Below are 24,898 nucleotides of genomic sequence, written 5' to 3' on the forward strand. Positions count from 1 at the left end.
GGTGCTCCCCCGCACCGGCCGCTCCCCGTTCTCTACTTGACGGTGAAGCCCTGCTGCTTGCCGTAGGTGACGAGCTTGTCGCCCCAGGCCTTCAGGCCGTCCTGCAGGGTCGTCTTGCCGACCCAGGCCTGCCCGGCGGTGTCGCTGAACACGGAGTTCGCGTACGACTGGTAGGGCAGGTACTGCCAGCCCTTGAGGGCGTCCGCGGCCGACTGGGAGAAGATCGTGTTGATCTGCTGGCCGCCGAAGTAGTCGTTCTTCGCCTCGAGGAACTCGCTGGAGTTCTGCTCCTTGACCGTCGCGGGGAACTGCCCGGCCGCGATGGAGAGCTGGATGGCCTGGCTGTCCGTCTCCATGAACTTCAGGAACTCGGCCGCGACCAGCTGACGCTGCTTCGGGCTCTGCTTGAGCATCGCGTACCCGCCGCCGCCGTTCATGGCGCTGGCGGTCTTGCCCGCTTCGTACTGCGGCATCGGCGCGACGCGCCACTGGCCCGCACCGGTGGGCACGCTGGACTTGAGCGACCCGGCCATCCACGCACCGCTGACGACGGTCGCGATCTTGCCGTTGGCGAGGCCCTGGTACCAGTCGTTGCTGAAGCCGGAGGCCGGCATGAGGAGCTTGTCGTCCAGAAGCGGCTGATAGAAGTCGGTGAACTTCTTCTCGGCGGCGCCGGAGAAGTCGATCGAGACGTCGGACGTTCCCGAGACCTGGAAGGGCTTGGCGCCCGCCTGCCACAGCATGCTGGAGACCATTCCCGCGTCTCCCGTGTCGGCGGCGATGTACGCGGTCGGGTCGGCCTCGTGGATCGTCTTCGCGTCGGCGGCGTACTCCGCCCACGTCGTCGGCGCGTCGAGACCGTACTTGTCGAAGACGGACTTGTTGTAGAACATCGCGGTCGGGCCGGCGTTGTGCGGGAGCTCGTAGAGTCCGCCGTTCACGTTGGTCGAGTTCCAGATGGCCGGCGTGAAGAGGTCCTTGTACTTCCCGTAGCCGAAGGTGTTCAGGTCGACCAGGCTTCCCTCGAGCGCGAACTGCGGGATGGTCTGGTACTCGACGGTCGCGAGATCGGGGGCGCCGGAGCCGGCCTTGATCGCGTTCTCGAGCTTCTGGTAGTGCGCGGCGCCCGTGCCCACGTTCACCACGTTCACCGTGATGTCCGGGTACTTCTTCTCGAACGCGTCGACGATCCCGCCCAGGGTGGTGGCCCAGGTCCAGATGGTGATCGTCGTCTTCTTCTTCATCGCGGCGTCGATCTGCGCCTGGGTGACGCTCGCCGAGGGGGTGTCGCCGGCGGAGGAGGAGGCGCCGGAGCATCCTGCGAGACCCGCCGTGACGGCGAGGCCCACCGTGGCGGCGACGACGAGCTTCTTCGCACCGAGTCGCCAGCGGCTGTGGTTGATCATTCGGGTGTGCACCTTTCTTGGTTGCCGGGGAACCGGACGTGTCACGCCTTCACGCTTCCGGCGGCGAGGCCGGACTGCCAGAACCGCTGCAGGAAGAGGAAGGCGATGATGAGGGGGACGATGGTGAGCAGGGAGCCGGTGATCACGAGGTTGAAGACCGTCTCACCTCCGGCCGTGTTGGCCTGCTCGCTCCACTGATTGAGGCCGACGGTGAGCGGGTACCACTTCGGGTCGCTCAGCATGATGAGTGGCAGGAAGTAGTTGTTCCAGGTGCCGACGACGTCGAGCAGCAGCACCGACACGACACCGGGGGCGAGGAGCCGGGACGAGATCGTGAAGAAGGTGCGGAACTCCCCCGCGCCGTCCATCCGTGCCGCCTCGAGGAGCTCGTTGGGCACCGCTTCGCGCGAGTAGCTCCACATCAGGAACAGCCCGAACGACGAGACCAGCGACGGGATGAACACCGCCCACGGGGTGTTGGTGAGGCCGAGCTGGCTGAACAGCAGGAAGGTCGGGACGGCGAGCGCCGAGCCGGGGACGGCCACGGCTCCGATGATGACCGCGAACAGCACGCGCTTGCCGGGGAAGTCGAACTTCGCCAGCCCGTAGCCGCCGAGCGTGGCGAGGAACGTCGAGCCGATCGCGCCGACCACGGTGTAGAGGATGGTGTTGAGCACCCACCGGCCGAAGGTGCCGTCCTGGTAGGTGAACACCTGGACCACGTTGTCCCAGAACGCGAACGGCCCGGAGAACCAGAGGCCGAAGCTCGAGGCGAGGGCGCCCTGGGTCTTGGTGGAGCTGACGACGAGCCAGAACAGCGGGAGCATGCTGTACGCGAACAGCACCGACATGAGGGCGGTGAGCAGCCAGGACTTGCGCGGCTTGATCCCGCTGCGCCGGCGCGGGGCCGGGCGTCCGTCGTCGGCGGTGCGGGGCTCGGTGCCGGACGGCCGCTGGAGAGTGGCGATGGCCATGGTTCAGCCCTTTCGGTTTCCGACGCGCTGGATCGCGTAGGCGACGATCATCGTGATGACACCCATGACGATCGCCACGGTGGCGGCCGAGTTGAATTGCTGGCCGGCGAAGGAGAGGTTGTAGGCGTACATGTTCGGCGTGAAGTGCGAGCTGATCGCGTTGGGCGCCAGAGCCTTGAGGATGTTCGGCTCGTTGAAGAGCTGGAAGGCCGCGATGGTCGAGAACATCACCGTCACCACGAGCGCCGGACGGATCGCCGGCAGCTTGATCGCCGCGATCACGCGCCACGGTCCTGCGCCGTCGATGTCGGCGGCCTCGTACAGCTCCGTCGGCACGACGCGGAGCGCCGAGTAGAAGACGAGCATGTTGTAGCCCATCGTCAGCCACACCATGATGTTGCCGATCGAGAGCAGCACGAGGTTGCCCGACAGCGGGTCCGGGAGGGTGATCCCGAGGAAGTCGTCGATGTTGCCGACGAGACCGAAGTGCGTGCCGTACATGTATCCCCAGAGCAGGGCGGCCACCACGCCGGGCACCGCGTGCGGCAGGAAGATCGTGAGGCGGAACAGCCGCGGGGCGTGCAGCCGGGCCGAGTCCAGGGCCAGCGCGGTCAGGAGGGCGAGCCCGAGCATGACGGGGACGAACACGACGAGGTAGAGGCACACCCGCAGGAGCGCATCCCAGAAGTCGGGGCTGGTGAGCTGCTCGACGTAGTTCGTCAGGCCGACGAATGTGTTGCCCCCGATGAGCCGGTGCTGAAAGAGGCTGAGGTAGACGGTGTAGCCGAGCGGCGCGATGAGCACGAAGGCGAACGCGATCGTGAACGGTGCGACGAAGGCCCAGCCGATCAGGGAGCGGCGCGGACGGCGGCGGCGCGTCGGCCGCGCCGTCACCGGTGTCGTGCTCGACATCGTCGTCATGGGAGTCCTATCCGTGCGGGCCGTGGAGGCCGTGCTGCTGGAGTAGAGATTCGCATGCGGCGCCGACGCTTGTCAAATGATTTGCACAAGCTGGGAGTTTGCGTGACTTAATTGATACTTATTTGCAAGCGTGTGATCCCTTCGCTGCACAGCGGACGGCGCACCCGGGATGCCCCGGGTGCGCCGTCATTTCTGTTGAGAAGCGCTCCGCGCGATGGTCAGGCGGCCACGGCCTTCCGGCCGTTCTCGGCCGCGGACTCGACCTGGATCTTACGCGGCTTGGCACGCTCCGCGATCGGGATGACGACGCTGAGCACACCGTTGTCGTAGCTGGCGCTGATGGCCTCCGCATCCACGTCGTCACCGATGGTGAACTGCCGCTGGTACGAGCCGAACGGGCGCTCCTGGGCGAGCCACCGGAAGTTCTCCCGGTTGCCCGCGGAGCGCTGGGCGCGGATGGTCAGCAGGTGGCCGTCGACATCGATATCGACCGAGCCCGGGTCGACGCCGGGGAGGTCGGCGTTCAGCACGTACCGATCGCCCTCGCGGAACAGGTCCACCGGCATCAGGCGCGGCTGCCGGCTGGTGTCGAACACGCTCTGGGCGATGCGGTCCAGCTGGCTGAAAGGATCGAATGACATCGACATGGTGAGATTCTCCTTCCGATAGGGGCGGCATCCCGCCGCCCGAACTGCGTACTGCTTCACTCCTTCACTACCGCACTGCTTTCCGCGGTGGGGAGCGGATGGTCGCGAGCACGTCGACCCGCCACAGGAACCTCGATGCCCCGCTGCTTCGACGCGCATCCCCGCTCGCCGGCCCACTCGCCGACCGGGATCCGGATGCCGCAGTGCGAGGGGGGACCGGTTCGTCCCACAGTCCGGCGACGATCTGCTCGAACTCGGCAGCGACCCACTCCGGATCGGAGCAGACGATGTCGGCGAACTCGGCCGACACCTGATCAACACTGTCCGCCACGGTCACGGCTCATCACCTCCATCTCCGACAAGATGTGGATCAGTTGATATAGATTTTCTACATCAATCATTGACAGGACGCAACCCTGTTCTGCAGACTTTCTGCGATGAACACACCGCCCGCGGCTCGCCCGGTCTACAGCATGGCCATCGCCGCCGAACTCCTCGGTCTGGCGCCGGCGACGCTCCGCCTCTACGAGCAGAAGGGGCTGCTCACCCCGGCCCGCACCGCTGGCGGCACACGCCGCTACAGCGCCGACGACGTCGAACGGATGCGCCGCATCGCCGACCTCCAGGCCGACGGGCTGCACCTGTCCGGCATCGGCCGGGTGATCGATCTGGAGGACCAGAACGAGGCGCTGCGGCGGGATCTGGCGGAGGCGCGGGAGACCGCCGTCGGCGACGCTCTGGGCGGAGCTCCCGGTTCCGTCTGAATCCTGGAGTAGCCGCCTCGACAGGATCCCGCGCCCGGGCCGAAACGACGAAAACCCCCGAAATCACTGCGATTCCGGGGGTTTCTCCGGCGGGCCTATCTAAGGTGCCCCAGATACCAGTGCTGGCGCGAGGCACGGATTTCGAGAATCCCCTGAGCCCCGGAAGAAGATCCCCTCCAGGGCGCCGGGCCACGGAATATGGTCGTCCGCTCCGGCGCTGGCCAATAGACGTACTGTTCATCGACACGAAAGCTCGGGTACCAGTTCACACCGTCGGCTCACTTCACCCCGGGAGATTGCGGGAACAACTCGACGGGAAGAACAACGCCCATCCTTCCGCGTTCGCTCGCAGCCAGATACCCGAATCGCTTCGAACGACCAGAGAGTGAGTATTCATCGAACGGAAGCCGGGTCAGACGCTCACCGTTTCGAATCCACATCGCGCGATCGTCGAAGGCGCTCTCCAGGATGTCACCCACCCGATCTCTGCGGCCCGCCGCACGGATATTGCGCATCATCTGAGTTCCGAAAGGCACCAGCGACCACAAGCATCCTCCGATCCAGAGGAGACACCACTGCCACGCAAGCGGGCCTCCCGCGATCAGCATCACAACCGCAGCCACAAGCATCAGACAGGCCAACACACCGGCCGCAATCCATCGAGGCCGCGACCGGAACTCGAAAGCGTAGAGCGCGATCATGCGTGCGCGACTGGAGCATGGGCCCACGGTCATTCGATAGGCGAAGACAGAGGGCGGGTGCCCGCTAGTGCCAGCAAGAGAGCGCCCCCGGCGGCTCCAGCAGCCACCGCAGAAAACCTGACCCTCACGGCCGGTAGCCTATCGACCGTGACGTGAGGCCTCCGTGGTCTTCCGGCATGTCGTCACGGCCCCGGCGGATCCCGCGGCAACGCGCTCGGGTTCGCCGGTCGGGCTGCGGTGCCCCTAGCGATGCACGACGGCGCCGACCAAGACCAGACCGTAGTTGATGGCGATCGGAGTGAGCTCGAGGAGCAAAACGGCAAGGCCGACGATGAAGCCGATGAGTGAGAGTCGGCCCCCACGCAGCTCGCGATCTCGCTGCAGACGCCGCCGCGACGCGACCGCAAAGCTCACGGCCGCAGCGGCGAGCACGATCGCGATCGGAGGGAAGCCGAAGCTGATGGCGGCGGCGGCGGCCATCACGAGACTGAGGACGCTGGCGGCGTCGACGTGGCTGGTGTTGCTTTGTGCGGTCATCTTCCCTCCGAGCGCTGTTGAGCCGCTGGGGCGTCGGGAGCGTATCCGTCCTGACGCCCCAGCCGGGGTCTAGTAGGTCGTGGTCCACGCCTGCGTCGACGAGACGCGCAGAGAAAGGTAGAGCTCTTCGCTGCCAGCGCCGTTGTAGGACGTGTACCGCGAGTGGGCGGTCACCGTAGCCGGGGTCGTAACGGTGGCAGTGCTCCTGATGAACGACCAATCGGGAGTGGTGGCGCTGCCGTAGTTCACGACCGCGTTCGCCTCACGCCAGTTCGAGATCGACGCACCGCTGGCCCAGCGGGAGTAGTCGGCTTTGAACTTCATCGTGACAGTGCCATTGCTCTGGCTGATCTGGCAGTTCTGGTAGGAGACGGCGCCTCCACTGCTGTACGTGGAGCATCCAGCGATGGCGCGCGGCTGAATCGCTTTGCCGGGGTTCTCGGTCGGCTTTTGCACGGTGCCAACGCTGACCGAGAAGTCCGCGAAGGTGGTGATTGTTGTCGTCGCTTCCGCACTCTCGATGACCTTCTCATCGATCGGTACTGCACCGGATCGCATCGAATCGATGACTCCCCCCGCGTCGAGAGTCTCGATCAGCGTGTTTTGGTGTGCCGCTGAGACTCCGTAGTCGGAGAACCACTCACGCTGCTGGCTCCAGTCCTGGCTCTCCGGGGTGTCAGCGAGGGCCGGAGTGATTGTCGCGACGGATAGCGTTGCCGCGATCAGCGCCGCCGAGACGCCAGCAAGTGTCTTACGCATTACCATTTGATTCTGCCCTTCGTTAGAAGCTCTGAGTAGTCCACGCGCTGGACCCGTTTACGTTCAGGTACAGGCGAGCAGTGAACGACGTCGCAGTGCTCGAATACTGGCTGACGGCCTGTGCGGTAGCCGGCGCGCCGCTCGCTTTCGTGATGGTGAGCACCGGCGTTGAAGCCGTACCGCCGGCCGCGTACTGATAGGGCGAACCGACGCGGTTGATCACACCGGTGCCGTTCGTCACTCGCGTGTAGTCCGCACGGAATCCGATTTCGAGGTAGACACCGTTCGAGCCCGACGCCGCGCAGTCGTAGTAGTTGGCGAAGCCCGAGCCGCCTACAACCCGGCTGCAGTTCCCGACCGAGCGTGTGCCGATCTGCCCCGCAGGTCTTGCCCGTGACGCCTCGGGCGTTTCGAGTTTCGACACGGACAGCGATCCATCTTCGAACCACGCACGGGTAACGATCCACCCAGCCTCGTTCGCTCTCTGAACCCGAACGGGCTCGCTCCCGTTCATGGAATCCAAGAGCGTCCCGCTGTTGAACTTCGCGATGAGGGCGTTTGCTGTTTCGGGCGTCACGCCGTTGTCGATGTACCAGCTGTACTGTCGCTGGTCCACGGAGTCGTCCGCAGTCGCCGGAGCTGCGGCTGCGACCGCGCCGACGACCACGATGCCGGCGGCGAGGATCCCAGTCACCGTCCTGATGACGCCCCTCACCTGATTTCCCCCAATGTCGGGTTGCTCGTTGATCGTGTCATCCCTGTTCCCCCTCTTCTTGCCAGATCGCGCCGTCTTTCCGCGCATACAAGGGGATGTCCGGCTCACGTTCCGGGGTTCCATCGCCACGACTATCGGGGAACCGCACCGCGAATGACGGACATATCGAGTGTGAGTCTCTGCATCCGCGGAGATACATCTCGGCCGGTACTCCGGCCTCACGTCACGCGAGGTGAAGGCATGCGTCTTGTTCTCTCCCTGTCCGCTGCGGCTATCCTGGTCGCGAGTCCGCTCGGCACCGCTGAATTCAGCGCTTCCCATGACGGCGAATACTGCGCGACGCGCATCCAGCCCATCGGGTCCGCTGCGGCCCCGCCATCGCCGGCCTGCTTCGACAGCCAGAAGGAGGTCGACAGCTACATCGAAGCGTTGCTCGCTCCGAATACTGGCGCTCGTTCGTCCGCTGCGTCGGTGCTGATCGGAACCGTGTATAAGGACGACAACTACAGCGGTGGCAGCTACACCTTCTACGGCTCAGGCTCGTGTGCCGGCTCAACCTATGGCTTCCCGAGTCTCTCGTCCGACTGGCAGGGCACGATCAGCAGCGCGAAGGCGTACTCGTCCTGCTGGGTGACGTTGTATGACTCGACCTCGTACGCCGGTCAGCGCTATAACTGCACGCCGAGCTGCTCGAGCCTTCCTTCGTTCAACGATCGGACGAAGTCGCTGGTTTTTCGTCCGGCGGGCACCGTCGGCTAGCCGGTAGGTTTTTCCGGGGCCAGCCCCACCGCCTGGCAGACGCCGGGTCGCCCCGGAACCACGGCTGCTGTCCCATCATCCATGACGCACACCTGCAACTGCCCCGGCACTTTGCCCGGTGCACCGGTCGCAGAGAGCGGGTCGTGGTCTTCGTTGAACACTCCCTGCCTCCACATCGTTCGGCAGAGCTCGAGCGCGTTCTCGACCCTTCCGCCGCCGCTTTCGGGGTCGTACATGGTGGCGCCGGACATGTCGTACTGGCCGTTGGCGCCGCGTTCCGCGGACGCGAAGCAGTACACGCCGTCTTTGTTGGTGACCTGCTGCGCAGAGACCACCGCTGTGGCCGCGGTGGCTACGCCTCCGATGGCGAGGATTCCTATCCCTCCCCACAGCGCGAAGCGGCGGCGGATGCGCTGGCGGCGCTGCTCAGCGTCGGTTCGGAGCTGCGTCATGAGGGCGTCACGGATCGCATCGGTGCGACGCTCGGTCATCTCGGGCATGTCGTCGCGATCGTACGTCGGGGTCACGTTTGTGCTCCGTCCAGTCGAGCAGCGAACTCGTTCGCTGGGACGTCCGTTGGAAGCCGCTTGCGGACCTTCTCCTTGGCGCGGTGCAGTTTCGATTTCACCGTGCCTACGGGAATGTCCAGAACAGCTGCCGCAGTTGCGACTGGCAGCTCCTCCACAAGGCAAAGGTCGATGATCGCCTGCTCTTGGGTGCTCAGCTTTCCCATCACGCTGCGGATGGCGACCAGCTGCGCGTCGCGATCGAGACGTTCGACGACCTCGTCTGCATGGTCTGGCTCCTGCTCCGGCGCAGGCATGGCGGCGAGGAGACGACTGTACCGCCGAGCGGTCCGGTTCTGGTTGAGCAGGACGTAGTTGGTCACGGTCAGCAGCCAGGGGAGGAGGGACCCGTCGACGATGCGAACTTTGGCTCGGTTGCGCCATGCCTCGAGGAAGACGAGCGCGACCACGTCTTCGGCGTCTGCGACGTTGCGTACCTGTGCATACGCCTTCCGGAAGACACGCGTCCGGTATCGGTCGAAGAGGATGGCGAAGGAGCGTTCCGTTCCTGTGGAGGCTTCCAACCACAGTGCCGAGTCGGACACCTCCCCCGCGATGCTCACACCGGCCCCCGTTCACGAACCAGGTGAGACTAACACGCGCCGCAGACGACACGGTTCACCCTGGCGGGCGTGCTGATGTCCACGAATCGGGTGTTCATCCACTTCGACCACTGGTACCTCATCGACACGTTCGTGCTCGCTGCGGTCCTTCTTGCGGCGGCGATCGTTCTGGCCAGCGTCGGGGTCGCGCCCAGCCTTTTGCGGCGGTCGTCGATCACCGCGTGGCCTGACGGATTCATCTACTTCGGGCACGCCAGGCACTGGAGCCCGATCGCGCTAGCCGCCGCGTTGGAGGAGAAAGACATCCTTCCCCAGCTGTCCCGGCAGATTGTGGTGACCGCTGAGATCGCCTGGCGGAAACACCGCTACGTCGGCTGGTCGATCTGGCTCACCCTGTTGGCCGGCGGGATGCTGGTGCTTTACGCCATCCTCACCCGATTTTGAGCAAGCTGACGCAGCGCCGGTCAGGGGATAACGCTCCCCTGACCCGGTGTTGTTGCCTGGTGTCACGGTGGAGTTGGCGAGCCTCCATATAGCTCGACTAGCCCGCGGTCACTGGGACGAGCACCGAGCTGAGGGGGACGATCGGCAAAGCCCAGACGACTGGGTTAGCCCATTCGCCGTCGGGGCACTTGTGGCCGTCACGAAGGAGGTGGCGGGATCTATTCTCGCCGCGAAAGAGGCCATGACCGTGGTACAACCGATCCCTGTGCAGGTGGTGGACACGCATGGCTTCTCAACTCGGACACGCACCGCATTCGTGACCATTCACCGGTGGACCTGCAGCGGCCGGCGAGTTCGCGCGCGGCGGCGATCACGGTCTCCCGGGCCGGGCGGAGCCGCCCCGATCGGCTGAGCTGAGCGGCCGCCGCGCTGCCGGCCACGAGCCTCGTCGGAAAGAACACGTTTGAATGAGCAGCCTTCGTCCAAGGACAGTGGAAGTGGTGTCGACACACGTGCGCTTCGCCGCCTGCTCGATGCCATCAACGAAGGCTCGTTGAATAGGCCTCATCGAGTTGTGGGGGTTGATGCCCGCCGTCTTTCCAATGAAACACTGGGGAAACGGCGCAGACCGTGGAGGGGGGTTTATGGGGATACGGGCCACACGGAACCAAAAAAACTGTCCTGACCAGCATATTTAATGGCGGGCCTATCTAAGGTTCCCCCGGTAACAGGTGTGGCGCGGGCACGAATTTCGAGAATCCCCTGACACCCGGAAGAAAATCCCCCAAGGCCGCCGGGCCGCGGAGCTTAGTCGCCCGTTTGCCGGCCAAGGCACGCGCGCCCGGACCCTACAGCGATCGGCGTTTACGGCGAGAAACTACGGGCATCGGCCTGTACGGCCTTGAGGTCTTGTCAGACGCGTAACCGCCGCAATCGATCGAGCCCTCTTCATTCGGGTGCGTTGGCGAAAAACCGTCTCGAGCTCGGGGCCCATAGTAGCGCGGCCCCCACGAGCAACATCGTCGACGGGATCCACACCAATGCTGTCTGCACACTCGACAGCGAAAACAAGAGATTCACGGCGGCTATGCCCGAGAGCACCCAGCGACCCCAGCGGTAACCCCGGCTCACAGGAACAAGGAGAATCACCGGAAGCAACAACCAAATAAGCACACCAGCAAACTGGACGATGAGAATGACGACGGTCACCGCGACAGAAGGCACATGTCCGGTCCGCGGGTCTCTCAAGTCGGACGGACCCGCCACTCCCTGGACTACAACACCAACGAGCAGTGCCACGACGGACACCGCAAAGCGGGCACTAACAAGCAAGCTGGCCACCCGTACCGCAACGGGCGTACTGCGTAGCCTCGAAATGAGGTTCAACTTTTTCCTCCGATACTCACGAACTGCAGTCACGCATCCGCCCCAACCTTCGTTGGCTAGAAGAAACGTCTGCGACCGTAGTTTGTGTTGTGAGCAACCGTGCTGGACGGTGTGCCTGCACGCACCGATCCGCTCGTACCGTCCGACCGCCTTGGTGTGGTTCGAGGCTTGGGGCATTGAGCGCCGTGAAGTGACCCTGCATGTTCTTCCAAATCTGATTCGTGTACGTGAAATCTGAAAGAGGCACGTGGTAGGTCTTCGTCGAAAACTTGTCTTCATCTAGGTACCAGTTGTAGACGCTAAGGGTTAGGCCCGCCGCGTCCTGCGGATCCATACTCAGACATTCTTCCCAATTCAGCGAAGCACATCGCGCGACTGATCGCGCCCCGTCCCGGGGCGCTACTTGTCGTGCCCGCGATGTCGAAGATCGCCCACGACTGCAGCGAGTCGGCGCCAGCCTGCCCGAAAACAGTCAACCCGAGGTCTCATCGGCCGGAAATCGGTGCTCCGAGAAGCGATGAGCATCAGGAACAGCAGCAAGAACGACGAAACGGCTCCGCAAACGCGGAGCCGTTCTCTTTTGGAACCGAACCTGAGATCAATTTCGTGATGACCTTAGATAGGCCCTCTGGCGGAGACGGAGGGATTTGAACCCTCGGTCCCCTTACGGGGACTCCACCTTAGCAGGGTGGTGCACTAGGCCGAACTATGCGACGTCTCCTCGGCGCCTGCGAGCAGGCGCACGTCAGCCATCATAACGGACGCGGGCGGCCGTCTGGGACACGGGACTCTCAGGCTCCGGTGTAGGCCATCCGGGAGATCTGGTCGAAGATGCTGGTCGTGAGGGTGATCGTCCAGATCGTCGACACGATGAACGACACGGCGATGACGGCGATCGCTCCCCACATCGGCGCCATGCCGCGGCGGTTCGCGACGGAGCGAACGATCACGGTGCGGCCGATGACGTAGACGAGCGGGCTGAGGAACGACCAGGCCCAGTGGAACGGACGGACGACGCCGCGGCGCGTGAGCTCGCGGTAGTCGAGCCAGCTGAAGACCACCAGCGCGGCGTACGACAGCCAGCTGACGCCCATCAGCACGAAGTACCAGGGTCCGCCGATGAGGGCGAGCGGGTCGGGGATGGTCGGCGTGGGGTCGTTGAGGTCGATCGCCGGGAGGTGGACCTGGAGCGTCGGAAGCAGCGCGATGGTCAGCAGCGGCAGGAGGGCGACCAGCCAGATCCACACGGTCCCGACGGGCGTCGCGGGGTTCAGCTCGGGGCGGGCGGGGCGCACGGCCACCGGCTGCGGGTACTGGGGAACCTGGGCGTACTGCGGCTGCGTGGCTGCCGGTTGCGGCACCGCGGGCTGCGAGACGTGCCCGGTCCACTGCGTGCCGTCCCACCAGCGCTGCGGCGCGGCGCCGTACGGGTCGGCGTACCAGCCGGGGGCGACCCCGCCGGGAGTCCCATTCGCGTCGGTCATCGTGCGCGCCTCCATCCCGCGGCCTGCTCCGGCCGCACCCGCGACCTTACCGCGCGAACCTATGACCGCTCGCGAGCCGTGACTTCTTGCGGGTCGGGAGGCCGCCGCACCCGCAAGAAGTCACGTCTCGCGGACCACGCGTTCAGACAGTCGCCCGTGGAACGCCTCGCTGCGCTCATCCAACCCCACGAGCTCCACCTCTGCTCCGTGGGCGGCGTACTTGGTCTCGACGGCGTCGAGGGCGGCGACGCTGGAGGCGTCCCAGACGTGGGAGGCGCTGAGGTCCACGACGACGCGGGCGGGGTCGTCTGCGTACGAGAACTGGTCGACGAGGTCGTTGCTGGAGGCGAAGAAGAGCGGGCCGTGCACGCGGTAGTGGGCGACGGCTCCGTCCTCCGACACCTCGCGGGAGACCCGCACGACGTGCGCGATCCGGCGGGCGAAGAGCACCAGGGCCAGCAGCACGCCGACCCCGACGCCGATCGCGAGGTTGCCGGTCGCGACGGTGACGGCGACGGTCGTGAGCATCACGAGGGTCTCGGGCACGGGCATCCGGCGCAGGGTGGAGGGGCGCACGCTGTGCCAGTCGACGGTCTGCAGCGCGACGATCATCATGACCGCGGCGAGCGCCGCCATCGGGATCGCCGCCATCACCGGGGAGAGCACGCCGACGAGCAGCAGCAGGAAGAGCCCGGCGACGAGCGTGGAGAGACGGGTGCGGGCTCGCCCGATCTGCACGTTGACGACGGTCTGGCCGATCATGGCGCATCCCGCGACGCCGCCCCAGAAGCCCGCGAGGATGTTCGCGATGCCGAGCCCCCACGACTCGCGGCCCTTCGCAGAGCGGCTGTCGGTCAGCTCGTCGACGAGCTTCGCGGTCAGCAGCGACTCGAGCAGGCCGACGAGGGCGGCGGCGAGCGCGGTGGGGGCGATGATCTGCAGCGTCTGGAGGTCGAACGGCACGGTCCACGGGGTCAGGCCGGGCAGCACGCCGCTGACGCTCCCCTCGTCCGCGACGGTCGGGACGGGCAGGCCGAGGGCGAACGTCGCGAGTGTCACCACGACGATCGCGACCAGTGGGGCGGGCACGGCCTTGGTCAGGCGCGGGAGGAACAGCACGATCAGCACGGTCGCCGCGAACAGCGGGTACACCTGCCACGGCACGTCGATCACATGCGACAGCTGCGCGACGAAGATCAGCACGCCGAGCGCGTTCACGAACCCGACCATCACCGAGCGCGGGATGTAGCGGACGAGCTTCGCGAGCCCCGCCGCCCCGAAGACGACCTGGATGATGCCCGCCAGCAGCACCGTCGGCAGCACGTACGCGGTGCCGTGCGCCTGCACCATCGGCGCGAGGACGAGCGCGACCGAACCCGCCGCCGCGGTCACCATCGCGGGGCGGCCGCCGAGGAACGACATCGCGATCGCGAGCACGACGGACGAGATGAGCGCCACGTCCGGCCCGACTCCCGAGATGAGGGAGAACGAGATCACCTCGGGGATGAGCGCGAGCGTCGTCACCATCCCGGCCAGCACCTCGGTGGCGAACAGGCGCGGACGCTTCAGCACGGCGCGCACCGGCACCTGCCCGTTCGGGAGGCGGAACGCGGCGGAGGGAGGCGCGGAGGGGGCGAGAGGCATCGGATCGTGCGCCGGCGTCCGCGCACCACCGCGCACGACCGCGCGGCAGTCCTTTCGGCAGCGGGAGGGAGGCGCCCGCACCGGGAGGCGGACCTGATCACCCTACCGGCCGCGTCACCACCCGATCGTGTTGAACCACTCCCGCCGGCTTGCGATCTCCGCATCCGTCTCGGCCGCGTCGGTGGTGTCGTGCTCGACGAGCCGGCCGGTGCCGTCGAGGGCGATGAACCGCAGGCAGCGGTCGCAGAGGGCGCGGCCTCCCGGGTACCCGTCGGCGAGCTCGCGCGCGGGCGTCCCGGGCTCCCCCGAGCCGGGGCAGCGGGGCGCGTCGGCCGACGCATCCGACCAGAGCAGCGCGCCGCGCCGGTGCAGCCCGGGATGCCCGAGCGGCCGGGTGCAGTGCCGCCCGCCGTTGCGGCTCGGGCAGTAGCGCTCGGGTGCGGAGTCCATGCTCCGAACCTAGCCCGCGGCCTGGGGAGAGACCCCCGCGAGACGTGACTTGTTGCGGGTGCGGGGCCTCCCGCACCCGCAACGACTCACGTCTCGGGGGCCAGGGGCGCGGCCGGATCCGCGACCGCGACCGGCTCGGGGCCGGGGTCGTTGGCCGGCGGGGCGCCGTGCACCGTGCGCAGCATCGCGGTGACCATCGCGTTCGCGACCGCGATGAGCGGCACGGCGAACAGCGCGCCCGGGATGCCCGCGATGCCGGTGCCCGCGGCGACGCCCACGACCACGGCGAGCGGATGCACCTTCACCGCTCCCCCGACCAGCAGCGGCTGCATCACGTGCGCCTCGAGCAGGTGCACCAGCAGCACTCCGGCCAGCATGATGATCGCCTGCACCGGACCGGCGAAGACGAGCGCGATCACGACGGCGATGATGCCCGACACGATGGCGCCGATCACCGGGATGAAGGAGGCGAGCAGCACGACGACGCCGATCGGGATGGCCAGCGGCAGCCCGAGGAAGAACGCCACCAGCCCGATCCCGACGCCGTTGACCAGCGCGACCAGGATCTGCACGCGCACGAAGCTCGACAGCGTGGTCCAGCCCGCGTCACCCGCGGCGGAGATCGCCGGGCGTCCGCTGCGCGGGAAGAGGCGCGTGATCCAGCGCCAGATGCCGCCGCCGTCGATGAGCATGAAGATCGTGGCGAACACCGCGATGAGCGCGCCGGCGAGGAGGTGGCCGGTGGTCGACCCGACGCGCACCGCCCCACCGATGATCTGGCCGCTGTCCTTCGTGATCAGGTCGCCCGCGCTGGAGATGTAGCCGGCGAGCTGGGCGTCGCTCACGCTCCACGGCGGCTGACGCAGCAGGTCGCGCACCCGGTCGTACGCGGCGACCGACTCGCGCTCCAGTTGCGGGAGTCCCGCCCGCACCTGCCACACCACGAGCAGCACGAGCGCGCCGAGTACCGCCGCGAACGCGACGAGGGTCAGCAGGATCGCCAGCCATTTCGGCCAGTGGCGGCGGACCAGGGAGGCGACGACCGGCTGCAGCAGCGCCGACACCAGGAGGGCGACGAGCAGCGGGATGACGATCTCCTGGAACACCATCACCAGGTAGATCACCACGGCCGCGAGCCCGACGATCACGAGCAGGCGCCACGACCATTCCGACGCCGACCGCACGCCGCTCGGGATGGTGGAGTTCGGACCGGTCGCTCTCGAGGCGGATGCGCCTCCCGGTCGCGGACGATTCCAGCGCAGCTCCATCAGCGGTCTCCTTTCGAAGGGACCACCTCATCATCTCCGCGCCGCGCCCGCGCGTAAAACCGTTGACTTCGCGGGGCCGTGGTGGGGATGCGCACGCACATTCGTGCCGAATGTCGACTTCGGCGGGACCAAAGGCGACATTCGGCACGAATGGAGCCGCCGGCTACTCGCCGTAGAAGACGCCGTGGCGGCGCTTGGCCAGCAGGTACAGCACCAGGCTGATCGCGCAGAGCACCGCGACGTAGATCGGGAACACGCTGCCGAGGCCGACGCTCTGCAGCCAGACGAACAGGTAGGAGGCGGTGCCGCCGAAGAGGGCGACGCCGATGCCGTAGCCGATGCCGACCGCGGTGCCGCGGCAGTACTGCGGGATGAGCGAGTTGGCGACGGTGTTGTAGATCGTCAGGTTGAGCAGCAGCACGAGCGAGCCGCCGAGCATCACACCGGCGAGGGAGCCGACGCCGTTGCCCGTGTAGATCAGCACGAGGAAGATCGTCGGGATGGCCAGGGCCCGCCCGAGCACGAACCAGCGCGAGAGCGCCCACTTGTCCAGGAAGCGGCTGAGCACGAGCGCGCCGACCGTCAGGATGATGCTGAGGGTGGTGCTCACCGCGAAGACGCTCGTCGGGTCCTCGCCGTACGAACCGGTCGCGAGCGAGGGCAGGCCCGACAGCCAGGTGTAGTTGTAGGCCTGGATCGCGCCGACGACGAAGACGACCGCGACGATGCTGAGCCAGTAGTGCTTCACGCCGCGCCACACGCGGATCGACTCCGTGCGGGTGGCGATCGTCCCCGGGTCGGCCGCGCCGTCCTCGGAGCCCAGGGTCTCGGGCAGCGAGCGCCGCAGCCAGAGCACGATGAAGCCGAGCAGGCCGCCGAGGATGAAGGGGATGCGCCAGCCGTACGCGGTCATGCCGGCCGGTCCGAGGAGCGCGCTGGCCGTGAACGCGGTGAGCGGCGCCAGGAGGTTGCCGAGGTTGTTGAAGAACGCCATGAAGCCGGCGACGTAGCCGGGGCGGTCGGGCACCAGCTCGACGCCGTACGCGTTGCTGAGCGGCGCCTCGATGCCGGTCGAGAACCCCTGGACCAGACGGAGGACGAGCACGATGACGCCGGCCCAGATCCCGAGCACCTCGTGGGTCGGGAGGAAGCCGATGATCAGGCTGGCCAGCGCGGTCGCGCCGACGGCCCAGAGCATGACGACCTTGCGGCCGATCCGGTCGGCGACCAGGCCGAAGACGACGCCGCCGACGGGCCGCGCGACGAACCCGACGGCGAACACGGCGAGCGAGTTCAGCGTGGAGGCCGCCGGGCTGGAGCCCGGGAAGAAGGCGTTGCCGATGTAGACGGACAGCAGCCCGAACATCGCCCAGTCGAACCACTCGAGCGCGTGCCCGGCACTGAGCGCGAACAGGTTCCGGGTGGTGTGCGGCCGCGCCGCGGTGGGGACGGCGGAGGCCGAGGGGGCCGCGGTGTCCTGGTTTTCCAACATTCTGTGAGCTCCTTCGCTCATCGCAGATCGGGGGACGGGTTGGGTGGTTCACGGAGGGGGTCGAGGTGCCTGACAAAACTATAGTATAGCGACAACGACCTCAAGAGAAAGGGACCGACGATGGTTCAGATGATCACGGCTGCGGACGAGGAACTCATCGCGGAGGCGTCCGCGCTGCTCGTCCGCGTGCACGATGCCGCCATTACGCGGGTCGCCGCCGCGGCGCTCGGGAAGTCGGGCGCGGTGCACCTCGGCGTCAGCCTCCGCTCCCCGCGCGTGAGCGTCTGTGCGGAGAGCACGGCCGTCGCGAACGCGAAGGCGGCCGGTGAGGAGGCGATCGAGACGATCGTCGCCGTCGGCCTCGGCGAGGACGGGGTGCCGGTCGTGATCAACCCCTGCGGTGTGTGCCGCGAGCTGGTCCCCGCCGTCGCGCCCGGTGTGCGCGTGCTCGTGGACAATGACGGCCACGTGGTCGCCGTCGGCTCTCCCGACCTCCTGCCGATGCCCTGGAAGCGGGCGCGCTCGTACGACTGAGCGCACCCGCTCCACGCGGACCGGTTCATCGCCAGGGAAGCGGCCGGCGCAGCACGTCGCCGATCAACTCCAGCACGCCGTCGAAGTCCATGTCGAAGATCACCCGGTGGAGGGGCCGCGTCTCCCCCTTCACCGGGTGCACGCCCGCGAGGTAACGGTCGCCGGTCTGCGGATCCTCGAAGGTCTGCAGCGGGCGCTGCACCGAACCGGTCACCAGCTCCGGCCGCAGCAGGCTCGCCACGGCGAGGCTGTCGTTGATGCCCATGGTGCGCTTGCCGTCGGGCCGCGGGTAGGAGCGCGTGTAGAAGCCGGCGTAGTCGGCGCTGATCTTCGTGATCAGCTCCGCGGGTGCGAACCCGGTCGACGCGGCGATCTCCAGGAAGAACTCCTCGGGGACCATGGCCTGCCGCGTCACGTAGGGCCCGCACCAGGTGATGTCGCCCTTCCGCTTCGCGACCTCCTGGGCCGCATCGATGTCGAACGAGACGTTGGGATCGCGGGAGACGCGGAAGCGGCGATCCGCCCACGGCTCGGTGTCCTGGTAGAGCGCCGGGCCGAGCGTGCCGACGATGGTCGTGCTCTTCAGGCGCTCCATCAGCGCGGGGTCGGTCCGCAGTGCCGTCGCCAGGTTCGTCTGGGGCCCGAGCGCGACGTAGTCGATCTCGCCCTCGTGCGCGTCGACGAGGTCGAGGAGGATCGGGATGCCGTTCGGCTCGGCCGGCACCGGCGTCCGCGGTCGCAGGCCGGTGTTGCCGAACCCGTCGTCACCGTGGATGCCCGCCGATAGGCGCAGCTCCTGCTCCAGCGGCGCGTCGCAGCCGCGATAGACCGGCACGTCCTCGCGTCCGCAGGTGTCGAGCACGTAGCGCGCGTTGTCGGCGGCGCGATCGCCGTACGTGTTGCCGAAGACGCTCAGCACGGCCAGGATCTCGACCTCGGGATCGGCCGCCAGCAGCATCAGGGCCAGGGCGTCGTCCACGCCGGTGTCGGTGTCGACCACGACTTTTCTCATCGTTCCAGTCTCCTTCTCGGTTCGATTCCCGTGAGCGGTCGTGCTCACGGTGTGCTCAGTCCGGCGGCGGCGAACGCGTCCTGCGCGGGTGCGCTCGTCAGGGCTCGGGCGAAGTCCTTCGCCTCGTCCGGCGCGCCGGTGCGGGCCCCGATGGCGAATCGCGCGTACGCCTGCAGCTCGTGCGGGATCGGCTCGACGATGTGCGGGCCGGCGACGGACCGCAGCTCGCTCACCTGCTGGATGGCGACCTCCGCACGGCCGTCGACGACGGCTTCTGCGGTCAGACCCGACTCGAAGCGCACGGCGCGCTCGTCGATGCGGTCCAGCAGCCCGCGCGTGCGGAGCACCTCCATGAAGTGGAGTCCGCTCGCTCCGGAGAGCGTGTAGGCCACGGCCCGGGCAGCGAGCAGATAGTCCAGGAACGTCGACGCCGACGGGTCGGCGGGGGCGGGGGTCGCGGGGAGCCGCGCGAACCCGACCGCCGAGACCGCGATGTCGGCGATCGCCTCCCCGTCGACCACGCCCTCGTCGGCGAGGTCGCGGACGGACGACGAGACCCCGAGCACGAGGTCGGGCCGCTCCCCCGCACCGATCCGCTGCAGGAGCTTCGAGGTGGGCTCGAACGTCGCTTCGATGCGGACGCCGTGCGCGCGCTCGAACGCCGGGATGACGGTGTCGACGAGAGGCTGGCGGACGACGAGCCCGCTGTAGAGGGTGATCACGGCGTGAGGGCCTTTCCGGTCGGGGCTGCGGACCGCGAGACGGCGGGCCGCAGAGCGGCGACCTGCGCATCCGAGAGCGGCGCCGTCGGCAGTCCGCGGGTGAGGAGGAAGAGCTGGGCGGTGTGCTCGAGCTCCTCGAGGGCATCGAGGGCCGCATCGAGGTCGGCGCCCGCCACGACGGGGCCGTGGTTGCGCAGCAGGAGGGCGTGGGAGGCGCGCGCGGCGTCCTCGACGGCCGCGGTCGCTGCGGGATCGCCGGGGGCCGCGTACGGCAGCAGCCGCAGCGATCCGACGCGCATCCCGTAGTAGGCGGTCAGCGGAGGGAGGGGCCGCTCGGGATCGAGTCCGTCCAGGCACGACAGGGCGGCGGAATGCACCGAGTGGGTGTGCACGACGGCGTTCGCCTCGGGGCGCACCCGCAGCATCGCGACATGCAGGAACGCCTCCTTCGTCGGCCGGGGGCCGGCCAGATGGCGCCCGCTCGCATCCACCACGGAGAGCGCATCGGCTCGCACCTCACCGAGGCTGACGCCGGTAGGCGTGACCAGCACGCGATCCCCGTCGCGCACGGCGAGGTTGCCGGTGCGTCCGTGGGTGAGTCCGCGGCGGTGGATGTCGTGAGCCACGCGCTCGATGGCTGCGGCGGCGGTCATGCGTCCGCCCCGATCACGGCCGGGTCCCGGAGGGCGACGTCGACGAACAGTCCGGGCTCGCCGAAGTTGCCCGACTTCAGCACGAGATGGAGGTCGTGCGCGACGTCGTGGATCCAGGGTGCGCCGAGCGCCGCCTCCTCCCCCACGACCGCGACCCGCGTCCCGAGGGCGTGGATCACCGCGCCGGAGGTCTCGCCTCCGGCGACGAGCATGCGCGTGACACCGCGTTCTGCGAGCCCGTGGGCGATCAGCCCCGCCACCTCTTCGTAGAGCTCCGCGGCTCCGTCGATGGAGGCGTCCCGTTCCTCCGCCGTGCTGGAGGAGTAGAGGAGTGCCGACGCGGTCGCGGGCAGTCGGTCCCACCAGGCGAGCGCCTGTTGGGCCAGCCCGGCCGCGGTGTCGCCGGGTGCCGCGACGACCTTGTACGCCGGCGCGCCCTCCTCCCGGAAACGGGCGATCTGCTCCAGGGTGCGCCGCGAGCAGCTTCCGGCGATGATCGCCGTGCGGGCCGCGGGCGGGCGCGTTACCGAGGCATCGGATCGGGGGCGACGACGGGCGATCGCTCCGATCAGTCCCGCCGAGCCCGCGATCAGGGGCGCGTCGCCGATCGCCTCGGCGAGCGCCGCGAGGTCGTCTTCGGACACGGCGTCCGCGACCAGGTGGGTCGTGCCGTCCGTCTCGGCGGCGGTGATCGTCTCGCGGATGAGCTCGGCACCGGCCCGCACGATGTCGAGGGGGAGCAGCCCGACCGGCCGCTCGGTCTGCGGCGCCAGGAGGCGCGGCACGGACGAGTCCCGCATGGGGGTGATCGGGTGCTCGCGCATGTGCGTCTCGTTCAGCAGGGTGTCCCCGACGAAGAGGTGCCCTTGGTAGACGGTCCGGCCGTGCAGCGGAGCGGCGGGCGTCGTCACGACGGTCCGCGCCCCGAGCCGCACGGCCAGAGCTTCGGTGACCGGCCCGATGTTGCCCTCCGGGGTGGAGTCGAACGTCGAGCAGTACTTGAGGTAGAACTGGTCCGCCCCGAGCCGCTGCAGAGCGTCGAGCGCGGTGAGGCTCTGGGCGACCGCGTCGGCGGCCGGGAGCGAGCGCGTCTTCAATCCGATCACGACGGCGTCGGCGTCGCTCACGACCTCGTGGTCGTCCACCTCGGCGGTGAGCGACAGGAGGGTGCGCAGCCCTGCGCGGCTCAGCGCGGCCGCGACGTCGGTCGCTCCGGTCACGTCGTCGGCGATGACGCCGATCATCGGGACCCCTCGGCGATCTCGGCGGCGAGTCGGCGGGCGGCCGCACTCGGGCCGTCCAGGACGGGCACCCCGAACCGCGCTGCGAGGGCGCCCGCCGCCGCGGCTAGGGAGTACTGGGCGAGCACGACGAGGTCGTACGGTTCAGCGACACCGGCGATGGCCGCCCCGAGCACCTCGTCGAGGCTCTCGCCCTGCGGGGGACGCGCCGCTGCGCGGACGACCAGCGGCGTGACCGACGCAGCCGAGCCGGATGCGGCCAGCACGGCCGCGAGACGGCCGGCGCTGTCGGCCGCCGCGGATTCGAGCGATGCGACGAGCAGGATCCGCGTCGGCCGATGCTCCGCCGCCTCCGCGAAGAGCGGGCCGTCGGCAGAGAGCACCGCGACCCGATCGGTCGCGCGGTCGCGCACGTCGGCCCGGGTGCCGAACTGCGAGCACGTCAGCAGGATGCCGTCCGCGCCGCCGGCCAGGGCGAGCTCGATGAGGTCGTCCATGCGGGCGGCCAGCGGTGCCGTGATGCCGCCCTGCTCCTCGGCGTCGGCGAGCAGCCGGTCATCCAGGAGGTTCCACACGGTCGTGTCCGGCAGGGCCGTCGCGATCGCAGCGGCGGCAGGGGGGATGGCGAGCGGGGTCGCGCTGATCAGTGCGATCTTCGTCATCGTGCGATCCTCTCGGTCCAGGCGAGCCCGTCGACCGTGCCGGCGACGGGGCCGTACTCGCAGCCGATCCAGCCGTCGTACGGGCTGGCGGCGATCCGCGCCAGGACGCGGTCGAACGCGACCTCGCCGGTGCCGGGCTCGCCCCGGCCCGGGTTGTCGGCGATCTGGATGTGGGCGATGCGCGGCAGGAGGCGCTCGAACCGGTCGATCAGGTTCCCGCCGTCGACCTGCGCGTGATAGACGTCGAACAGCACGCCGACGGTCTCGGGATCGACGGCCTCCGCCACCGCGGCCGCGGTCTCCATCGAGGCGAGTCCGTACCGGGGCTGATCGCGCTTGTTGATGGGCTCGAGCGCGACGCGCACGCCGGCGGCGCGGGCCTGCGCGGCGGCCCAGCCGATGTTGGCGACGTAGGACGCGAAGGCGAGATCGGGATCCGCGTCGGCGGGACGCAGCCCGGACATCACATGGATGACCGGGGTGCCGAGCACCGCCGCGTACTCCAGTGCCCGGAGCACCCCCTCCCGGAACTCCTCCCGGGCACCGGGCACGTACGCCGCACCCATGATCGTGGCCGATCCCGCCGGCCCCGCCGGTGTGTTGATGAGCACCTGCTCCAGTCCGGCGTCGTCCAGCCGCCGGCGCACGGTCCCGGCCGGGAGCTCGTACGGCGATGCGAACTCCACGCCGGTGAACCCCGCTCGGGCGGCGGCGTCGAAGCGCCGCTCGAACGGCACCTCGGTGAAGAGCCATTTCAGGTTCGCCGCGAGCCGCACCGGCCCGGCGGTGGTCTCGACGATCACGCCGGCACCGCCTGGTAGTCGGGGTTGACGACGAACTGCGGGGCCCCGCCACCGAGCACGCCGATGACGTTCGCCGCGGCCATCCGCCCCGATTCGCCGCGTGCTTCGCGGGTCGCGCCGGCGACGTGCGTCGTGGCGAGGATGCCGGGAGTGTGGAGCAGTGGGCTGTCCGCCGGGAGCGGCTCGGCGGCGAAGACGTCGAGGGCCGCGCCCCCGATGATCCCGTCGCGCACCGCGGCGACGAGCGCGTCCTCGTCCACGATGCCACCGCGCGCCGTGTTGATCAGGATCGCGTCGTCCTTCATCGCCGCCAGCCGCCGGGCATCGATCAGGTTGCGCGTCGAGTCGTCGAGGAAGAGGTGCAGGGTGATGACGTCGGCCTCGGCCACGACCTCGTCGAGGGTGGCGCGACGGATGCCGTTGGCGGCCGCGAACGCCTCGTCGAAATACGGGTCGTAGGCGAGGACGTCCATCCCGAAGCCGGCGGCGATCCTCGCGACGGCCTTGCCGATCGAGCCGAGGCCGAGGATGCCGAGGGTCGCCCCGTGCAGCTCGCGGCCTGTCAGCTGCTGCCACGTGCCGTCGGCGAGGTTGGCGATGTTCTCCGGCACGCGCCGCGCGACGGCGAGCATCAGGGCGAACACGTGCTCGGCGACGGCCTGGCGGTTTGCCCCGGCCGTCACGCACACCGGCACGCCGGCGGCCGTGGCGGTCGCGACGTCGACGCTGTCGTAGCCGACGCCGGTGCGCACGATGACCTCGAGGCGGGTGGCGGCCTGCAGCTCCTCGGCGCGCAGCGGCTGGGTGCCGGCGATGATCGCCCGCGCCTGCGACAGCAGCAGCGAGCGCTCCGCCCGCGGGAGGGCGAGGAGGTCCGGCTCGTGCCGGGTGGCCAGTCCGGCCTCCCGCAGCGCATGGTCGACCTCGTCGCCCGGGTGCAGGAACGCGGTGGTGATCAGGACATCGATGGGCTCGGTGGCGTCGCTCACCAGATCCCTCCTTCGTAGTCGGATGCGGTGAACGCGCCGCCGTGGAACAGCGGGGCGGCGGTGTCGCGGTCGATGGCGCCGGCGTGATCGGCGGCGTCGTCCTGCGGGGTGTAGCCGATGGCCTCCCAGCCGGCGCGGCCGTCCCACCAGCCGCCGGTGTTCGCGGAGGCGCCGTACACGACCTGGCAGCCCACCGGTCCGCTCTCGATCGCGCAGCGGGTCAGCTCGATGCCGTCGCGCCAGCTCAGCCAGAGGGCGAGCTGCCGCACGTCCTCCGGCTCGGGACGGAACGTGCCGATCCGGAGGATCACCGACTCCACGCCCCACTTGTCGTGGTACAGGCTGGCGAGCGCCTCGCCGAACGCTTTCGAGACCCCGTAGTAGGTGTCGGGGCGCAGCGTCGCGGTCTCGTCCAGCACCTCGGTGGCGGGGTGGAACCCGATGACGTGGTTCGAGCTGGCGTAGACGACACGGCGCACACCGGCCCGGCGCGCGGCCTCGTAGACGTTGTACGTCCCGTCGATGTTCGCCGCACGCACCTCGTGGAAGGGGGCTTCGTCGGCGACGCCGCCGAAGTGGGCGATGACGTCGACTCCCTTGGCGGCCTCCACCAGGGCATCCAGGTCGGCGAGGTCGCCGACGACGACCTCCTCACCGGGATGCAGCGGCTCCTCCGGCTGACTGCGTGCGAAGAGCACCACGCGGTCGTAGCGGCCGGACAGTCCGTCGCGGATCACCCGGCCCATGCGGCCGGTGCCGCCGGTGTAGAGCACTGTGGTCATCGTCGTCCCTTCGTCGTGGT

The 24,898-nt window shown here is 68.5% G+C and carries 27 protein-coding genes and 1 tRNA gene; 4 read left to right on the top strand and 24 right to left on the bottom strand.

Translation table 11 applies throughout. From position 1 onward, the window contains the following. Positions 1-32: 32 nt before the first annotated feature. The 4 genes from HNR14_RS06470 to HNR14_RS06485 form a co-directional block, all read right to left on the bottom strand. Complete coding sequence (locus HNR14_RS06470; RefSeq protein ID WP_179700387.1) at positions 33-1,406, bottom strand: ABC transporter substrate-binding protein; 1,374 nt, start codon at positions 1,404-1,406, stop codon at positions 33-35. Positions 1,407-1,447: 41 nt separating this feature from the next. After that, positions 1,448-2,380, bottom strand: a complete 933-nt coding sequence (locus HNR14_RS06475; protein WP_179700388.1) for a carbohydrate ABC transporter permease — start codon at positions 2,378-2,380, stop codon at positions 1,448-1,450. Positions 2,381-2,383: 3 nt separating this feature from the next. Continuing rightward, complete coding sequence (locus HNR14_RS06480) at positions 2,384-3,301, bottom strand: carbohydrate ABC transporter permease (protein ID WP_179700389.1); 918 nt, start codon at positions 3,299-3,301, stop codon at positions 2,384-2,386. A gap of 218 nt (positions 3,302-3,519) precedes the next feature. After that, complete coding sequence (locus tag HNR14_RS06485; protein ID WP_179700390.1) at positions 3,520-3,948, bottom strand: Hsp20/alpha crystallin family protein; 429 nt, start codon at positions 3,946-3,948, stop codon at positions 3,520-3,522. A 437-nt stretch (positions 3,949-4,385) separates the two neighbouring features. Here HNR14_RS06485 and HNR14_RS06490 point away from each other — a divergent pair, with 437 nt between their 5' ends. After that, positions 4,386-4,712 (top strand): MerR family transcriptional regulator, encoded by a 327-nt coding sequence (locus HNR14_RS06490; protein WP_179700391.1) that lies wholly within the window; start codon positions 4,386-4,388, stop codon positions 4,710-4,712. Positions 4,713-4,990: 278 nt separating this feature from the next. Here HNR14_RS06490 and HNR14_RS06495 read toward each other — a convergent pair whose 3' ends face one another. From HNR14_RS06495 to HNR14_RS06510, 4 genes are all read right to left on the bottom strand, one after another. After that, on the bottom strand, positions 4,991-5,413 hold the full coding sequence (locus tag HNR14_RS06495) for a hypothetical protein (RefSeq protein ID WP_179700392.1): 423 nt from the start codon (positions 5,411-5,413) through the stop codon (positions 4,991-4,993). 243 nt (positions 5,414-5,656) lie between these two features. Next, on the bottom strand, positions 5,657-5,950 hold the full coding sequence (locus HNR14_RS06500) for a hypothetical protein (protein ID WP_179700393.1): 294 nt from the start codon (positions 5,948-5,950) through the stop codon (positions 5,657-5,659). 69 nt (positions 5,951-6,019) lie between these two features. Beyond that, positions 6,020-6,709, bottom strand: a complete 690-nt coding sequence (locus tag HNR14_RS06505; RefSeq protein ID WP_179700394.1) for a hypothetical protein — start codon at positions 6,707-6,709, stop codon at positions 6,020-6,022. A gap of 22 nt (positions 6,710-6,731) precedes the next feature. Then, positions 6,732-7,511, bottom strand: a complete 780-nt coding sequence (locus tag HNR14_RS06510) for a hypothetical protein (RefSeq protein ID WP_179700395.1) — start codon at positions 7,509-7,511, stop codon at positions 6,732-6,734. 153 nt (positions 7,512-7,664) lie between these two features. Here HNR14_RS06510 and HNR14_RS06515 point away from each other — a divergent pair, with 153 nt between their 5' ends. Beyond that, the gene (locus tag HNR14_RS06515; RefSeq protein ID WP_179700396.1) at positions 7,665-8,183 is read left to right on the top strand and encodes a hypothetical protein; all 519 of its coding nucleotides are present in this window, start codon (positions 7,665-7,667) and stop codon (positions 8,181-8,183) included. On the opposite strand, the gene HNR14_RS06520 is transcribed toward HNR14_RS06515, so the two are convergent. After that, complete coding sequence (locus HNR14_RS06520; protein WP_218874986.1) at positions 8,180-8,710, bottom strand: hypothetical protein; 531 nt, start codon at positions 8,708-8,710, stop codon at positions 8,180-8,182. The two genes, HNR14_RS06515 and HNR14_RS06520, sit on opposite strands and share 4 nt — an antisense overlap. Further along, the gene (locus HNR14_RS06525; protein WP_179700398.1) at positions 8,707-9,312 is read right to left on the bottom strand and encodes a sigma-70 family RNA polymerase sigma factor; all 606 of its coding nucleotides are present in this window, start codon (positions 9,310-9,312) and stop codon (positions 8,707-8,709) included. The genes HNR14_RS06520 and HNR14_RS06525 overlap by 4 nt, the downstream gene beginning before the upstream one ends. Positions 9,313-9,387: 75 nt before the next feature. Here HNR14_RS06525 and HNR14_RS06530 point away from each other — a divergent pair, with 75 nt between their 5' ends. Then, positions 9,388-9,756: a Pycsar system effector family protein gene (locus tag HNR14_RS06530; protein ID WP_246311723.1), complete on the top strand. Its 369-nt coding sequence runs from the start codon at positions 9,388-9,390 to the stop codon at positions 9,754-9,756. Positions 9,757-11,771: 2,015 nt separating this feature from the next. Here HNR14_RS06530 and HNR14_RS06535 read toward each other — a convergent pair. The 6 genes from HNR14_RS06535 to HNR14_RS06560 form a co-directional block, all read right to left on the bottom strand. Then, positions 11,772-11,863, bottom strand: a tRNA-Ser gene (locus HNR14_RS06535). A 70-nt stretch (positions 11,864-11,933) separates the two neighbouring features. Beyond that, positions 11,934-12,626 carry a DUF2510 domain-containing protein gene (locus HNR14_RS06540; protein ID WP_179700400.1) on the bottom strand — a complete coding sequence of 231 codons (693 nt, stop codon included), beginning with the start codon at positions 12,624-12,626 and terminating at the stop codon, positions 11,934-11,936. Between the two features lie 120 nt (positions 12,627-12,746). Beyond that, positions 12,747-14,270, bottom strand: coding sequence for a SulP family inorganic anion transporter (locus tag HNR14_RS06545; protein ID WP_179700401.1), 1,524 nt, complete (start codon positions 14,268-14,270; stop codon positions 12,747-12,749). A gap of 114 nt (positions 14,271-14,384) precedes the next feature. Next, entirely contained in the window at positions 14,385-14,720 is a 336-nt protein-coding gene (locus tag HNR14_RS06550; RefSeq protein WP_179700402.1) for a hypothetical protein, read from the bottom strand. An 86-nt stretch (positions 14,721-14,806) separates the two neighbouring features. Beyond that, positions 14,807-15,988 (bottom strand): AI-2E family transporter, encoded by a 1,182-nt coding sequence (locus HNR14_RS06555; protein ID WP_179700403.1) that lies wholly within the window; start codon positions 15,986-15,988, stop codon positions 14,807-14,809. 163 nt (positions 15,989-16,151) lie between these two features. Continuing rightward, positions 16,152-17,480 carry an MFS transporter gene (locus HNR14_RS06560; protein ID WP_021763602.1) on the bottom strand — a complete coding sequence of 443 codons (1,329 nt, stop codon included), beginning with the start codon at positions 17,478-17,480 and terminating at the stop codon, positions 16,152-16,154. A 120-nt stretch (positions 17,481-17,600) separates the two neighbouring features. On the opposite strand from HNR14_RS06560, the gene HNR14_RS06565 reads away from it, so the two are divergent. Further along, entirely contained in the window at positions 17,601-18,014 is a 414-nt protein-coding gene (locus HNR14_RS06565; RefSeq protein ID WP_179700404.1) for a cytidine/deoxycytidylate deaminase family protein, read from the top strand. Positions 18,015-18,039: 25 nt separating this feature from the next. Here the strand turns inward: HNR14_RS06565 and HNR14_RS06570 are convergent, their stop codons facing one another. Genes HNR14_RS06570 through HNR14_RS06605 form a run of 8 tightly spaced genes read right to left on the bottom strand, consistent with a single transcriptional unit; the run spans position 18,040 to position 24,878 of the window. Continuing rightward, positions 18,040-19,026 carry a nucleoside hydrolase gene (locus tag HNR14_RS06570; RefSeq protein WP_179700405.1) on the bottom strand — a complete coding sequence of 329 codons (987 nt, stop codon included), beginning with the start codon at positions 19,024-19,026 and terminating at the stop codon, positions 18,040-18,042. A gap of 44 nt (positions 19,027-19,070) precedes the next feature. Beyond that, on the bottom strand, positions 19,071-19,748 hold the full coding sequence (locus HNR14_RS06575; protein ID WP_179700406.1) for a substrate-binding domain-containing protein: 678 nt from the start codon (positions 19,746-19,748) through the stop codon (positions 19,071-19,073). Further along, on the bottom strand, positions 19,745-20,401 hold the full coding sequence (locus HNR14_RS06580) for a class II aldolase/adducin family protein (RefSeq protein ID WP_179700407.1): 657 nt from the start codon (positions 20,399-20,401) through the stop codon (positions 19,745-19,747). The genes HNR14_RS06575 and HNR14_RS06580 overlap by 4 nt, the downstream gene beginning before the upstream one ends. After that, positions 20,398-21,645, bottom strand: a complete 1,248-nt coding sequence (gene otnK / locus HNR14_RS06585; RefSeq protein WP_179700408.1) for a 3-oxo-tetronate kinase — start codon at positions 21,643-21,645, stop codon at positions 20,398-20,400. The genes HNR14_RS06580 and otnK overlap by 4 nt, the downstream gene beginning before the upstream one ends. Then, a complete protein-coding gene (locus tag HNR14_RS06590; RefSeq protein WP_179700409.1) occupies positions 21,642-22,304 on the bottom strand; it encodes a hypothetical protein in 663 nt (220 codons plus the stop codon). Before HNR14_RS06590 ends, otnK begins: the two co-directional genes overlap by 4 nt. Next, positions 22,301-23,107, bottom strand: a complete 807-nt coding sequence (locus tag HNR14_RS06595; RefSeq protein ID WP_179700410.1) for a TIM barrel protein — start codon at positions 23,105-23,107, stop codon at positions 22,301-22,303. The genes HNR14_RS06590 and HNR14_RS06595 overlap by 4 nt, the downstream gene beginning before the upstream one ends. After that, complete coding sequence (locus HNR14_RS06600; protein ID WP_179700411.1) at positions 23,104-24,096, bottom strand: NAD(P)-dependent oxidoreductase; 993 nt, start codon at positions 24,094-24,096, stop codon at positions 23,104-23,106. The genes HNR14_RS06595 and HNR14_RS06600 overlap by 4 nt, the downstream gene beginning before the upstream one ends. Next, on the bottom strand, positions 24,093-24,878 hold the full coding sequence (locus HNR14_RS06605) for an NAD-dependent epimerase/dehydratase family protein (RefSeq protein WP_179700412.1): 786 nt from the start codon (positions 24,876-24,878) through the stop codon (positions 24,093-24,095). The genes HNR14_RS06600 and HNR14_RS06605 overlap by 4 nt, the downstream gene beginning before the upstream one ends. Positions 24,879-24,898 lie beyond the last annotated feature (20 nt).

This window comes from Leifsonia naganoensis (genome assembly GCF_013410615.1).
Classification (GTDB): Bacteria; Actinomycetota; Actinomycetes; order Actinomycetales; family Microbacteriaceae; genus Leifsonia; species Leifsonia aquatica.